This window comes from Pseudomonas sp. DR48 (assembly GCF_019823085.1).
Taxonomy (GTDB): Bacteria; Pseudomonadota; Gammaproteobacteria; order Pseudomonadales; family Pseudomonadaceae; genus Aquipseudomonas.
The window spans coordinates 6,404,877-6,418,209 of the sequence record NZ_CP081946.1 but is presented as its reverse complement, the minus strand read 5'-3'; the positions used below and the strand labels follow the sequence as shown (position 1 = coordinate 6,418,209).

At 61.2% G+C, this 13,333-nt stretch carries 12 protein-coding genes; 9 read left to right on the top strand and 3 right to left on the bottom strand.

The genetic code is table 11. The annotated features are described in order from the left end of the window. The 9 genes from K5K95_RS28950 to K5K95_RS28910 all read left to right on the top strand — a co-directional run bounded on the left by K5K95_RS28950 (window position 1) and on the right by K5K95_RS28910 (window position 10,108). Complete coding sequence (locus tag K5K95_RS28950) at window positions 1-438, top strand: acyl-CoA dehydrogenase (RefSeq protein ID WP_222587263.1); 438 nt, start codon at window positions 1-3, stop codon at window positions 436-438. Further along, window positions 438-1,841, top strand: coding sequence for an LLM class flavin-dependent oxidoreductase (locus tag K5K95_RS28945; protein WP_222587262.1), 1,404 nt, complete (start codon window positions 438-440; stop codon window positions 1,839-1,841). The genes K5K95_RS28950 and K5K95_RS28945 overlap by 1 nt, the downstream gene beginning before the upstream one ends. Window positions 1,842-2,909: 1,068 nt before the next feature. Further along, the gene (locus K5K95_RS28940; protein WP_222587261.1) at window positions 2,910-3,815 is read left to right on the top strand and encodes an AMP-binding protein; all 906 of its coding nucleotides are present in this window, start codon (window positions 2,910-2,912) and stop codon (window positions 3,813-3,815) included. After that, window positions 3,812-4,588, top strand: coding sequence for an ABC transporter ATP-binding protein (locus tag K5K95_RS28935; RefSeq protein ID WP_222587260.1), 777 nt, complete (start codon window positions 3,812-3,814; stop codon window positions 4,586-4,588). Before K5K95_RS28940 ends, K5K95_RS28935 begins: the two co-directional genes overlap by 4 nt. Next, window positions 4,588-5,469 (top strand): branched-chain amino acid ABC transporter permease, encoded by an 882-nt coding sequence (locus K5K95_RS28930; RefSeq protein ID WP_222587259.1) that lies wholly within the window; start codon window positions 4,588-4,590, stop codon window positions 5,467-5,469. The genes K5K95_RS28935 and K5K95_RS28930 overlap by 1 nt, the downstream gene beginning before the upstream one ends. 4 nt (window positions 5,470-5,473) lie before the next feature. Continuing rightward, window positions 5,474-6,523 (top strand): branched-chain amino acid ABC transporter permease, encoded by a 1,050-nt coding sequence (locus K5K95_RS28925; protein WP_222587258.1) that lies wholly within the window; start codon window positions 5,474-5,476, stop codon window positions 6,521-6,523. Between the two features lie 25 nt (window positions 6,524-6,548). After that, entirely contained in the window at window positions 6,549-7,889 is a 1,341-nt protein-coding gene (locus tag K5K95_RS28920; RefSeq protein WP_222587257.1) for an ABC transporter substrate-binding protein, read from the top strand. 3 nt (window positions 7,890-7,892) lie between these two features. Next, a complete protein-coding gene (locus tag K5K95_RS28915; RefSeq protein WP_222587256.1) occupies window positions 7,893-8,660 on the top strand; it encodes an ABC transporter ATP-binding protein in 768 nt (255 codons plus the stop codon). Window positions 8,661-8,674: 14 nt separating this feature from the next. Continuing rightward, window positions 8,675-10,108, top strand: a complete 1,434-nt coding sequence (locus tag K5K95_RS28910) for an FAD/NAD(P)-binding protein (protein WP_222587255.1) — start codon at window positions 8,675-8,677, stop codon at window positions 10,106-10,108. Window positions 10,109-11,408: 1,300 nt separating this feature from the next. On the opposite strand, the gene K5K95_RS28905 is transcribed toward K5K95_RS28910, so the two are convergent. The 3 genes from K5K95_RS28905 to K5K95_RS28895 form a co-directional block, all read right to left on the bottom strand. Continuing rightward, window positions 11,409-11,972 carry an NUDIX hydrolase gene (locus tag K5K95_RS28905; protein WP_222587254.1) on the bottom strand — a complete coding sequence of 188 codons (564 nt, stop codon included), beginning with the start codon at window positions 11,970-11,972 and terminating at the stop codon, window positions 11,409-11,411. 2 nt (window positions 11,973-11,974) lie between these two features. Continuing rightward, window positions 11,975-12,727, bottom strand: coding sequence for a GntR family transcriptional regulator (locus K5K95_RS28900; protein ID WP_222587253.1), 753 nt, complete (start codon window positions 12,725-12,727; stop codon window positions 11,975-11,977). Between the two features lie 86 nt (window positions 12,728-12,813). After that, entirely contained in the window at window positions 12,814-13,203 is a 390-nt protein-coding gene (locus K5K95_RS28895; protein ID WP_008059553.1) for a carboxymuconolactone decarboxylase family protein, read from the bottom strand. Window positions 13,204-13,333: the final 130 nt, after the last annotated feature.

The following is a 13,333-nucleotide window of genomic DNA, read 5'->3' as shown; positions in this document are numbered from 1 at the left end:
ATGAACGCCTTGACCCAACCGATAATCGCCGGACAGCCCCTGGCCAAAAGTCAGCATGACCTGCACAACGCCCGCAGCCTGCTCGATGCGACGCTGCGGTTTGTCCGCCAGCAAAAACATGTTGCGGAGGATCCTTACGTCATCAGCCGTTTCGGCGATTTACACATTCGCATTGAAGTCGCGGCGGCGCTGCTCGAACGCGCCGAAGATTTCTTCAACAGCCATCAGGACGACACGGAAATCAGTGTCGCCATTGCCGAGTCGCACCTGGCCAGCGCCGACGCGCTTAACGCCGTCAGCAACGCCGAATTCGAACTCATCGGCCAACGCACCGTATTGCATGGATCACTGCACGATCCGCTGCGCTGGAAACTCCACCTCATTGGTAACTTTCGCCTCAACGGTATCCATCCCCCAAGCGTTCGGAGTGCTGTTTGATGGCCCGGGAAATCCGCCTCAACGCTTTTGACATGAACTGCGTCGGCCACCAGTCGCCGGGGTTGTGGGCGCATCCGCGTGATCGCTCATGGCAGTACAAGGATCTGGAGTATTGGACCGATCTGGCGAAAATTCTCGAGCGTGGCAAGTTCGACGGTTTGTTCATCGCTGACGTGCTGGGCATCTATGACGTCTACAACGGCAACGGTGATGCGGCGATCCGCCAGGCGGCGCAGGTGCCGGTCAACGATCCGCTGCAACTGATCCCGCCGATGGCGCTGGTCACCGAGCACCTGGGCTTTGGCCTGACCGCTTCGCTGTCGTTCGAGCATCCGTATCCATTCGCCCGGCGGCTGTCTACCCTCGATCACCTGACCAAGGGCCGAGCTGGCTGGAACATCGTCACCTCGTATCTGGAAAGCGGTGCGAAGAATCTCGGCCAGAAGGCCCAGACCGAGCACGACGCGCGATACGACTACGCCGAGGAATATCTGGAGGTTTGCTACAAGCTCTGGGAGGGCAGTTGGGAAGAGGGCGCGATTCTGCGTGATCGCGAACGGCGGATTTTCAGCGATCCGAGCAAAATCCATGAGATCCGCCATGTCGGCAAACACTTCCAGGTGCCGGGCATTCACCTTTGTGAACCCTCGCCGCAACGCACGCCGGTGCTCTATCAGGCCGGAGCATCGAGTCGCGGCAAGCAGTTTGCCGCCGAACATGCCGAGTGCGTATTCGTCGCCGCCCCCTCGAAAGTGCTGCTGAAGAAAACCGTGGCCGACATTCGTCGTCGTGCCGCTGAAGCCGGTCGCGATCCGTCGAAGATTCTGATCTTCAACCTGCAAACGGTGATCCTCGGCGAGACCGATGCCAAGGCCAAAGCCAAGTTCGAAGAATACAAAACCTGGGTCAGCTACGAGGGCGCGATGGCGTTGATTTCGGGCTGGACCGGGATCGATTTCAGCCAGTTCAAACCGGATGAAGCGCTCAAGCACGTGCACACCAACGCGATTCAATCGGCGGTGGAAGCGTTCTCCACGGCAGACCCGAACAAGGTCTGGACGCCTAACGAGTTGGCCGATTGGGTGGGCATCGGCGGGTTTGGTCCGTTGTTTGTGGGCAGTCCTGAGACGGTTGCCGATCTGCTGCAGGAGTGGGTTGAAGAGACCGATGTCGATGGATTCAACCTGGCCTATGCGCTGACTCACGAGACCTTTGTCGACGCCGTGGAATTGCTCGTGCCGGAGCTGCAGAAGCGCGGCGTGTACAAGACCGACTACGCGCCGGGGACCTTGCGCGAAAAGTTGTTCGGGGATGGGCCGCGATTGCCGGAGATTCATCCGGGGGCGGGGTATCGCGACCTGGGAGTGTTGCGCCAGCAGGAGAAGAAAGTGGTGTCGGCCTGAACTCATTCAATGTGGGAGCGAAGTCGCATGCAAATACCAGGTACACCAGAGATCCAATGTGGGAGCGAGCCTGCTCGCGATGAGGCCAGTACATCCAGCATTGATGTTGCCTGATAGACCGCTATCGCGAGCAAGCTCGCTCCCACAGTTGACCGGGTCGTATACAGATGCCCGATCCGATACAAATCCCCTGTGGGAGTGGGCCTGCTCGCGATGAGGCCAGTACATCCAGCATTGATGTTGCCTGACCAACCGCTATCGCGAGCAGGCTCGCTCCCACAGTTGACCGGGTCGTACACAGATGCCCGATCCGACACGAATCCCCTGTGGGAGCGGGCTTGCTCGCGATGAGGCCAATACATCCAGCATTGATGCCGCCTGACCGACCGCTATCGCGAGCAGGCTCACTCCCACAGTTGACCGGGTCGTACACAGATGCCCGATCCGATACAAATCCCCTGTGGGAGCGAGCTTGCTCGCGATGAGGCCAGTACATCCAGCATTGATGTTGCCTGATAGACCGCTATCGCGAGCAAGCTCGCTCCCACAGTTGACCGGGTCGTACACAGATGCCCGGTCCAATACAAATCCCCTGTGGGAGCGAGCCTGCTCGCGATGAGGCCAGTACATCCAGCATTGATGTTGCCTGATAGACCGCTATCGCGAGCAAGCTCGCTCCCACAGTTGACCGGGTCGTACACAGATGCCCGATCCGACACGAATCCCCTGTGGGAGCGGGCTTGCTCGCGATGAGGCCAATACATCCAGCATTGATGCCGCCTGACCGACCGCTATCGCGAGCAGGCTCACTCCCACAGTTGACCGGGTCGTACACAGATGCCCGATCCGATACAAATCCCCTGTGGGAGCGAGCTTGCTCGCGATGAGGCCAGTACATCCAGCATTGATGTTGCCTGATAGACCGCTATCGCGAGCAGGCTCACTCCCACAGTTGACCGGGTCGTACACACATGATCGTTCCCACGCTCCGCGTGGGAACGATCATCGCGTCAATCCTTCAGCCCAGCGGACCACCGCACGCTTTTGCCCATGAACAGGAGGTCACCCATGAGCGTGCACGAACTCAAACGTCCGCCCGTAGCGGACACCGCCCAGTGGCGGGTCGAGCTGCCCCAGGCCCTGGAGCAACTGCGCCATTGGGCGCAGGTCAGTCCGTTGCAACCGGCGTTGCGCCACAAGCGCCACGGGCAATGGTTTGTCTGGCGCTGGATCGATGCCTTGCGTGATGTCGAGCGCCTGGCCGACGGTTTGCGCCAGCAAGGTTTTACCGAAGATTCGCGCCTGGCTCTGAGCGGTGCTTTCGAGCCGAATCTGATACTGCTGGCCCTCGCCGCGCAGCACCTGGGCGGGCAATCGCTGACGTTGCCGGACAACCTCGATCCCCCAACCCTGCGCAAGATACTGGGGCGCAGTCGTCCGACTCACGCCTTCGTTCAGGATCGGCAGACGCGACAACAGTGGCTCGAGCAGGGCCAGACGCTGCTGGATTACAACCAGTTGCTCGGCCCGGTGGACACCCCGCAACGCCTCAAGCGTTGGAGCCAGGGCACGCAACTGTGGAGCGAAGAGGGCACGCAATGGCAGGCCGGCCTGACGGTGTTACTTGAACAATGGCTGAGCAGCGGCCACTCCCTGGCCTTCCCGGAAAGTCCGGGCAGCGCCAGCCGGGATCGTCGCGAAGTCGCGCCCTCGGGGCTGGTGCTGTCCGCCGGACGCTTGCAACGGTTGGCCGATGAAATCGACAGTCGTCTCGCCCCACACGGCACCTGGCGCCGCCGCCTGTGCGACTGGGCCATCGCCCACCCGAAAAAAGGTCTGCAACGCCTGATCAAAAATCGCGTTCGCCGACTGCTCGGTTTCCACAACCTGCATTTCATCTGGCAAGCCACGCGCACCGCACACGCTCAACCGACGCCGACCTGGCTCACCGAATTCAAACGGGACATCGCATGAGCTCGACCGATTCCATCCTGCAAGTCAGCGGTATTTCCCTGTCGTTCAAAGGCGTGAAGGCGATCAATGAATTGTCGTTCGAGGTGCGCCGAGGCGAGATCTGCGCGCTGATCGGCCCCAACGGCGCGGGCAAGAGTTCGCTGCTGAACGTACTGAACGGCGTCTACCGCTTTGACGCCGGTTCGATTGTCTTTGAACAGCAGCCGTTCACCCACATCGATCCCTTGACCGCCGCGCGGCGTGGCATCGGTCGCACATTCCAGAACAACGCGCTGTTCAAGAAGATGAGCGTGATCGACAACATCCTGACCGGACTCTCGCGGCACTTGCGCAGCAGCTTCATCGAGCAGGCGTTGAACCTGCCGCGAGCCCGCCGCGAAGCCGAGAACTTCCGCCAGCAAGCCCAGGCCATTCTCGAGTTCCTCGAACTGCAAGCGCACCGCGATGTGCCGGTCGGCAACCTCTCTTACGGCCTGCAAAAACGCGTGGAGCTGGGTCGCGCCTTGATCGCCGGGCCGCGCCTGTTGCTGCTCGACGAACCGATGGCCGGGATGAACGCCGAGGAAAAACGAGAGATGGCCCGGTTCATCGCCGACACCAACCGCGACCTCGGCACCACGGTGGTGTTGATCGAGCACGACATGAGCGTGGTCATGGGCTTGTCCGACCACGTCGTGGTGCTCGATTACGGACGCAAGGTCGGCGACGGCACACCCGCCGAAGTGCAGGCCGACCCCGAAGTGATTGCTGCTTATCTGGGAGTGGTGCACTGATGACATTTTTCTTTGAAACCCTGCTCGGCGGCCTGCTCGCCGGGACCATGTACTCGCTGGTCGCCATCGGCTTCGTGCTGATCTACAAGGCCAGCGGCGTGTTCAATTTCGCCCAGGGCGCGATGCTGCTGTTTGCCGCGCTGACCTTTGTCAGCCTGCACGATCAAGGCGTGCCATTTGCCGTGGCGTTGTTGCTGACCGTGGCAGTGATGATCGTCGGTGCGCTGCTGATCGAACGGCTGGTGTTGCGGCCCCTGGTCAATCGCTCGCAGATCACCTTGTTCATGGCCACGCTCGGGCTGTCATTCATCATCGAAGGCCTGGCGCAGGGTTTGATGGGTTCGCAAGTGCGGGCGCTGGACCTGGGCATCGATGATGTACCGCTGTTTATCGGCGGCTTGATGGTCAGCCAGTTCGACCTGATCGCGGCGGCGGCCGCCATCGTTCTGGTGACAGTGTTGGCGTTGCTGTTCAACAAGACCCGCATCGGCGTGTCGTTGCGCGCGGTGGCTGATGACACCACCGCCGCGTTATCGATCGGCATCAACCTGAACCGCATCTGGCAGATCGTCTGGGCTGTGGCGGGCATTGTCGGGCTGGTCGCCGGATTGCTCTGGGGCGCGCGCCAAGGGGTGCAGTTTTCCCTGTCGCTGGTGGTGCTCAAAGCCTTGCCGGTGCTGATCATCGGCGGTTTCACCTCGATTGGCGGGGCGATTGTCGGCGGGCTGATTGTCGGCGCCGCGGAAAACCTCGCCGAAGTGTACGTCGGCCCGTTGATCGGCGGCGGCATCACACCGTGGTTCGCTTACGTCCTGGCCCTGGCCTTCCTCTACATCCGTCCCGCCGGCCTGTTCGGCGAGCGCGCCATCGAGCGAGTCTGAACCCATGTCGATTTCCCTTACCCGCGAAACCGCGCCGTCGGTGCTGATCGAGCGCCGTGTGCCGATTGGCCTGGGCGCATTGCTGTTGATCGCCTTCATCGTCGTGCCGTTGACCGGCAATGACTATTGGCTGAACGCCATCCTGATCCCGTTCCTGGTGCTGTCCCTGGCCGGGCTCGGCTTGAACCTGCTCACCGGCTACACCGGACAGACGTCAGTCGGTGCGGCCGGGTTCATGGCGGTCGGCGCGTTTGCCACTTATGGCTTCCTGCTGCGCTTGCCCGAACTCGGCCTGCCGGTGGCGCTGCTCGGCGGCGGGCTGATCAGCGCCGTGGTCGGTTTCGTTTTCGGCTTGCCAAGCTCTCGGATCAAGGGTTTTTACCTGATGGTCACGACCCTGGCCGCACAGTTCTTTCTGGAGTGGCTGTTCGTCAAATTTCCCTGGTTCTACAACTACGGATCCTCCGGAACCATTTCTGCGCCAAAACTGACGTTGTTCGGCCATGACCTGAACACCCCGCTGGGCCGTTACCTGCTGACCTTGACCACGGTGCTGGTGCTGACCTGGGTTGCGGTGAATCTGGTGAAAAGCCAGATCGGCCGCAACTGGATGGCGATCCGCGACATGGACACCGCCGCCGCGGTGATCGGCATTCCCGTGGTGCGCTACAAACACCTGGCATTCGCCGTCAGCTCCTTCTACCTGGGCATCGCCGGGGCGCTGTGGGCCTTCGCTTATCTGGGCACCGCCAGCGCCAGCAGCTTCGATATCAATCGCTCATTCCAGATCCTGTTCATCATCATTATCGGCGGCATGGGCAGCATCGCCGGCAACTTCGTCGGCGCGGCGTTTATCAGCTTGCTGCCGATCCTGCTCAGCCACGCCGGGCAGGCGCTGTTCGGCGGTTCGGTGGACGCCGGCCAGTTGCAGAACCTGCAAAAAATCATCTTCGGCGTGCTGATCATCGTGTTCCTTATCAAGGAACCGGAAGGCCTGATCCGCCTGCTGAGCAACCTTCGTGAACGGCTGAGCCACTGGCCGCTGCGCTTCTGAATTCCTCAACGATTAGAGAGACAATATGCGTGCATCCTTGAAACGTTCGTTGGTTGGCGCCGCTCTGGCGCTGGCGATTCATGGCGCTACGGTGCCGATGGTCCAGGCATCGCCGGACCAGCAATTCTTCCCGTTGGCCACCTATCGCGTCGGCGCGTATGCCTCCAGCGGCGTGCAGGTCTGGGCCGGCATGCTCGATTACCTGAACTACATCAACGAGGTCGAAGGCGGGATCAACGGCGTCAAACTGGTCTGGCAGGAATGCGAAACCGAGTGGACGGCGGAGAAGGGCATCGAGTGCTACGAGCGCTTCAAGAAAGGACTGGATGGCGCGCCAGTGGCGATCTATTCGCCCAACGGCGCCCCGGCCGCCTATGCGCTGAGCGAGCGCGCAGAGGTCGACAAGATCCCGTTGATCACCCTCGGCTATGGCCGCACCGAAGCCACCGACGGCACGGTGTTCCCCTACAACTTCCCGGTGATGCTGACGTTCTACAGCGAAGCGTCGAGCCTGATCAACTACATCGCCCAGCGCGAGGGCGGTTTCGACAAACTCAAGGGCAAGAAGATCGCCACGGTCTACCACGACTCGGCGTACGGCCGGGAAACCCTTGGGCCGCTTAAGTTACTGGCCGAGAAGTACGGCTTCGAAAACATCCAGATTCCGGTGGCCGATCCGGGCAACGAACAATCATCGCAGTGGCGGCAGATTCGTCAGCAGAATCCGGACTGGGTTTTCCTGCGCACGTGGGGCGTGTCGACGCCGGTGGCGGTCAAGACGGCGGCACGCTTCGGCTTCCCGGTGGATCACATCGTCGGCGATATCTGGGCCAGTTCCAGCGAAGATGTACTGCCTGCAGGCGCGGCCGCCAAAGGCTATCTGGCGTTGACGCCATACCCGGCCGGCAGCGATTTCGAGATCCACAAACGCCTCAAGCAATACGTCCTCGACAAGGGCAAGAGCGACCTCAAGGATCTGAAGAATTTTGGCAGCGTCTATTACAACTCAGGGCTGGTGAACGCGGCGGTGATGGTGGAAGCGATCCGCACCGCCCAAGGTAAATTCGGCAAGCGTCCGCTCAACGGCGAGGAAGGACGCTGGGGCCTGGAACACTTGAACATCGACGACGCGCGGCTCAAGGACATGGGCTATCTGGGCCTGATGCAGAACCTCAAGCTGTCCTGCAAGGATCATGAAGGCGGCGGTTCGGCGCGGGTGCAGCAGTGGGATGGCGCCAACTGGACGCTGATCAGCGACTGGATCGCCGCCGACCGTGCGCTGTTGCGGCCGTTGATCGATGAAAAATCGGCGGCGTTCGCCAAGGAAAAAGGCCTGACGCCGCGCACCTGCACCGGAGATGAATAAGTCATGAGCCAAGCCGCCAGCGACATTGCCGCGCCTGACCTGTTGCAGGTCAAAGACATCGAAGTCATTTACGACGGCGCGATCCTGGCCGTGGCCGGGGTCTCGCTGACGGTGCCCAAGGGGGGCATCGTCGCGTTGCTCGGGGCCAACGGCGCGGGCAAAAGCACCACGCTCAAGGCGATTTCCGGGTTGGTGCGGGCTGAACGCGCGGAGGTCAGTCGCGGGGGCATCGAGTTTCTCGGGCGCGACATGGCGGGTGTCGATCCAAGCCTGCGGGTGCGCCAGGGCATGGTCCATGTGCTCGAAGGTCGCCATGTGTTCCCGCAACTGACGGTCGAGGACAACCTGCGCAGCGGCGGGTTTGTCCGGCGTTTGAGCCGTCAGGACATGGCCAGTGATCTGGAGCGCATCTACACCTGGTTTCCGCGCCTGAAAACCAAGCGCAAGACCCAGGCCGGATTGACCTCCGGCGGCGAACAGCAAATGGTCGCCATCGGCCGGGCGTTGATGACGCGTCCTACTTTGGTACTGCTTGATGAACCTTCCATGGGTTTGGCGCCTATTATCGTCCAGGAGATTTTCGAGATCGTCGCCCAACTCAATCGTGACGCGCAGGTGAGCTTCCTGATTGCCGAGCAAAATATTAACGTGGCACTCAAGTACGCATCGACGGCTTACGTCCTCGATACCGGCCGCGTGGTGCTGTCCGGCAGCAGCGAGTCGTTGCTGGCGCGGGGCGATCTGCACGATTTCTATCTAGGAAAACATTGACCAGTGAGAACGCCATGACTCAAACCCCAAGCGGACAGGCGACCGACGCCATCCGTCACGCGGACATCCTGATCGTCGGCGGAGGCCTGAGCGGCGCGATGCTGGCGGCGCAGTTGTTGCGCTTGCCTGGCCAACGTTCGGTGCTGGTGATCGAACCACGCGCCGAACTTGGTCGGGGCGAGGCGTACAGCGCGGTTGAACTGGGCCATACGCTCAACGGCAACGCGGCGCGCATGAGCGTCGACCCGGACAACGCCGATGACTTGACCCAGTGGCTGACCGATTACATTGCGGCCGGTGGCTGGCCGGAGTCGGATGAACAGCATGTGCCGGTCAGTGAGTTGTTCCCGCCTCGCGGGCTGTTCGGTGTGTACGTGCAACAGCGTCTGGCCGAGGCGCAAGCGGTGGGGGCGTTGAACGGTTCAACGGTCGAGCATGTGCGGGCCGAAGTGATCGACCTGCAAACCGGGGACGATTCGGTGCTGCTGAGCTTGAGTGACGGGCAACGTCTGCAAGGGGCTTATGCGGTATTGGCCACGGGTATGTTTCCCGCTGCGCGCACGCCGCAAACCGAGTCCAGCGGCTTGAACGCGGCGGCGCTCGACCCGTGGGACGTAGCCGCCATGCGCCGGCTCAACCCGCAATCGACGGTGCTGATCATTGGCTCCGGCCTGACCATGGTCGATGCCGTGGTGTCGCTGGAACAGGCCGGGCATCGTGGGCCGATCGAAGTGTTTTCCCGGCATGGCTTGCTCCCGCACGTGCGCCGACAACCGCCGGCCTGGGCGGATTTCCTTGCCGAAGACCCAAGCATTCGCACCCCCCGGCAGCTGGTGCGCGAACTGCGTCGGCATTGCCGGGACGCCATCGCCCAAGGCATCGACTGGCAGGCGCCGCTCGATACGGTACGCGCGCATATCGGCCGTTTGTGGAACCAGGCGACGGATGTGCAGCGCCGGCAATTCGTGCGGCACGTGCGGCCATGGTGGGAAAGTCATCACCACCGCTCGCCGCCGTTGAGTGCCGAGTTGGTGGCGCGGTTGCACGAGCAAGGGCGGTTGCGGATTCAGGCTGCGTCGTTCAAGGGGCTTGAGCCGACAGTCGAAGGGCAGGTGAGCATTCGCATTCGCCGCCGTGGCGAATTTGAAACCACGGTCGTCAGCGGCGCGGCGTTGATCAATTCCAGCGGCATCGAATACGACTGGCGTCGGGTCGCCCGGCCGCTGCCACAGCAACTGTTGGCGCGCGGTTTGATTCGACCTGGGCCGTTGGCGTTGGGGATTGCGGCGGCAGTTGATGGGGCGGTAATCGACGCTAATGGACAGGTCGCCCATCGCCTGTTCGCCATGGGTCCGCCATTGCGCGGCATCTGGTGGGAAAGCACGGCGGTCACCGACGTGGCGAGTCAGGCAAAAAATCTCGCCGCCCGCTTAGCCAACGTTGTTTGAGTTGTTCAAGGCGGCCATCGCGACTCATCTCATCAAGCGCCTGTTGCCAGCGGATGACCTGAGTGGTGAGGAGCGGGTGTACGCCGATCTATTGTGGGAGCTGGTCTGTCGGGTCGCCGCATCGCAGCGATGGCGGCCTGACAGCCGACCAATCTCTTTCAGGTGTACATATCCGTTGCTGCGGTAACGGCGGCTGGCGGTTTCGCCCTTACGGCGACTCACTTTTTTGACAAACGCCTCAAAAAAGTAAGCAAAAAAAGGCTCGCCCCGGCGTCCGGCCCCTCGCTTAGGCTCGGTGTTCCTTCGCTCCGGCATTCATCTGGGGGCATCGCCTCCGGTCTGCTTCGCGACGACCTCCTCTCGATGTGTGCGGCTTCGCCGCACGGCGCTACGCGCCTGTCCCCCAGATGAACGCCTCCACTCAGCCTGCCGAAGGGGCGGGTAGATCAAAAGCCAGATCAAGAGCTGCAGGCGAGCTACCGCTCGGCCTGTTGAGTGGTGAAAAGCGGGGGTACACCTCGATTTACTGTGGGAGCTGGCCTGCCAGCGATGGCGCCCTGACAGCCGACCAGTCTCCTGCAGATGTACACCGAGCCCTGTGGGAGCTGGCCTGCCAGCGATGACGACCTACCAGCCGACCAATCTCTCGCAGCTGTACAAAATTCAATTGTGGGAGCAGGCCTGCCAGCGATGGCGCCCTGACAGCCGACCAATCTCCTGCAGATGTACACCAAACCCTGTGGGAGCTGGCCTACCAGCGATGACGACCTACCAGCCGACCAATCTCTCGCAGCTGTACAAAATTCAATTGTGGGAGCCGGCCTGCCAGCGATGGCGCCCTGACAGCCGACCAATCTCCTGCAGATGTACACCAAACCCTGTGGGAGCTGGCTTGCCAGCGATGGCGCCCCGCCAGCCGACCAGTCTCTTGCAGGTGTACCCGGTCCTGTGGGAGCTGGCTTGCCAGCGATGGCGCCCCGCCAGCCGACCAGTCTCTTGCAGGTGTACCCGGTCCTGTGGGAGCTGGCTTGCCAGCGATGGCGCCCCGCCAGCCGACCAGTCTCTTGCAGGTGTACCCGGTCCTGTGGGAGCTGGCTTGCCAGCGAAGACGCCCCGCCAGCCGACCAATGTCTCTCAGATGCATCCGAAGGGGCGGATAAATCAAATTCAAAATCTAAAGCAGATAAAAACAATAGATGAGCAACTACGCCCGCTCTATCAGCAAGCGCAGAGTTTCTAAATCCATAAAGCGAAGTTCAGGCGTCATGAAGCGCCCTCTAGACCACCAGCCGAATGTCCACTACCGAATGAAGTGAATCTTGCCGGTGTCATCGTTGCCGATGTAGATGCCGTATACCCCGGCCTGGCGTTCTTCGATGTAGCGTTCGAGGATTTGCCGGATGGCTGGGTAATAGATGCTGTCCCAAGGAATGTCCTCGGGTGCGAAGAATTTGTAGTCGAGGGTTTCCGGGCCGTACTGGCCGGTTATCTCCAGCGCGATGGCGCGGAAGATGATGTAGACCTCGCTGATCTTCGGCACGCTGAAGATTGAGTAAGGCGAGAGAATTTCTGCGCGTACGCCGCTTTCTTCCCAGACTTCACGCAATGCGGCTTGTTCGGTGGTTTCGCCACCTTCCATGAAGCCTGCGGGCAGGGTCCAGGTGCCAGGGCGCGGCGGAATTGCGCGCTGGCACAGCAGGTATTTGCCGTCCTGCTCGATGATGCAGCCGGCGATGATTTTCGGATTGACGTAATGGATGTAGCCGCAGCTGCGGCACATCAGGCGCTCGTGCGTATCGCCCGGCGGCAGCTGCGACTTCAAGTCGTTGCCGCCACACTTTGGACAAAAGCTCGGGCTGAACATGTTCAGCGGCCTATGCGCGGTTCTTTGAGCGCGATGGGCAGGGTGATCGCGGGGATTGCCCCGGTTTCTTCCTGCTTGCGCTTCAGGTAATCCAACGCTACGGCGGCGGCGGCGCGAACGTGGTCGACGCACGCCTGGTGAGCTGCCAGCGGATCGCCGCTCTTGATCGCTTCGACCATGCGCTCCATCTCCTGATTGCTTGAGCCGCGACGGTTTTCCTGGGACACCGAGGTCGCACGCAAGTAGCTGATGCGCGCCTGCAACTGGCGCAGTTGAGTGGCCGCGACATGATTGCCGGAGCCTTCGAGCAGCACGTCGTAGAAACCCTGGACCGAGTCGATCACTTGCTGCAGTTCGCCATCCTTGAGGGCCTTGCGGTTTTCCTCGAGGGCTTTCTCCAGGGCCTTGATGTTCTTGGCCTTGGCGCGAAGGGTGAACAGCTGCACGATCAACCCTTCAAGCACGCAGCGCAGCTCATAGATATCGACGGCATCGGCGAGGGTGATGATGGCGACCCGTGGGCCTTTGGCATCGGCGAACTCCACCAGACCTTCGGATTCCAGGTGACGCAAGGCTTCACGCACGGAGGTGCGGCTGACCCCGAGGCGATCGCACAGGTCGCGCTCGACCAGACGGTCTCCCGGCAGTAGCTGGAAGTTCATGATGGCGCTTCGCAGTTTATCCAGCACGATTTCGCGCAGGGTAACGGGGTTGCGATTGACCTTGAAGCTGTCGTCGAGTGGCAGGCGTTTCATGGGGTCCGCTCTGAATGTGGCTGTCCATGCAAAAAGAGCACTCCGATCCAGGATCATCGTGCTCAGGTCATCACAACAGCCAAGGGTTAACTGGAGGCCTCGGCATCGGCTTCGGCGAACGCTTCACGGGCGAGCCGGAAACTGTCTACGGCAGCGGGGACACCGCAATAAATACCGACCTGAAGCAGAATTTCGCGTATTTGTTCACGACTCAGCCCGTTACGCAAGGCGCCGCGTACATGCAGCTTGAGTTCGTGAGGCCGATTGAGGGCCGAAATCATGGCCAAGTTTATCATGCTGCGTTCTTTAAGCGACAAACCCTCACGGCCCCAGACGTGGCCCCAGCAGTACTCGGTGACCATCTCCTGCAGTGGCCGGGTGAAGTCGTCGGCGTTCTCGATGGAACGGTTCACATACGCTTCGCCCAGCACCTGCGTGCGGATTTTCAGGCCTTTTTCATACTTCTCGTTGCTCATCTTCGTCATCCTTTCACCGCAGATCCCCTGTGGGAGCGGGCTTGCTCGCGATGGCGTCAGCTCATTCAACATCTATGCGAGCTGAACCACCGCTATCGCGAGCAAGCTCACTCCTGCAAGGGTATGTGTA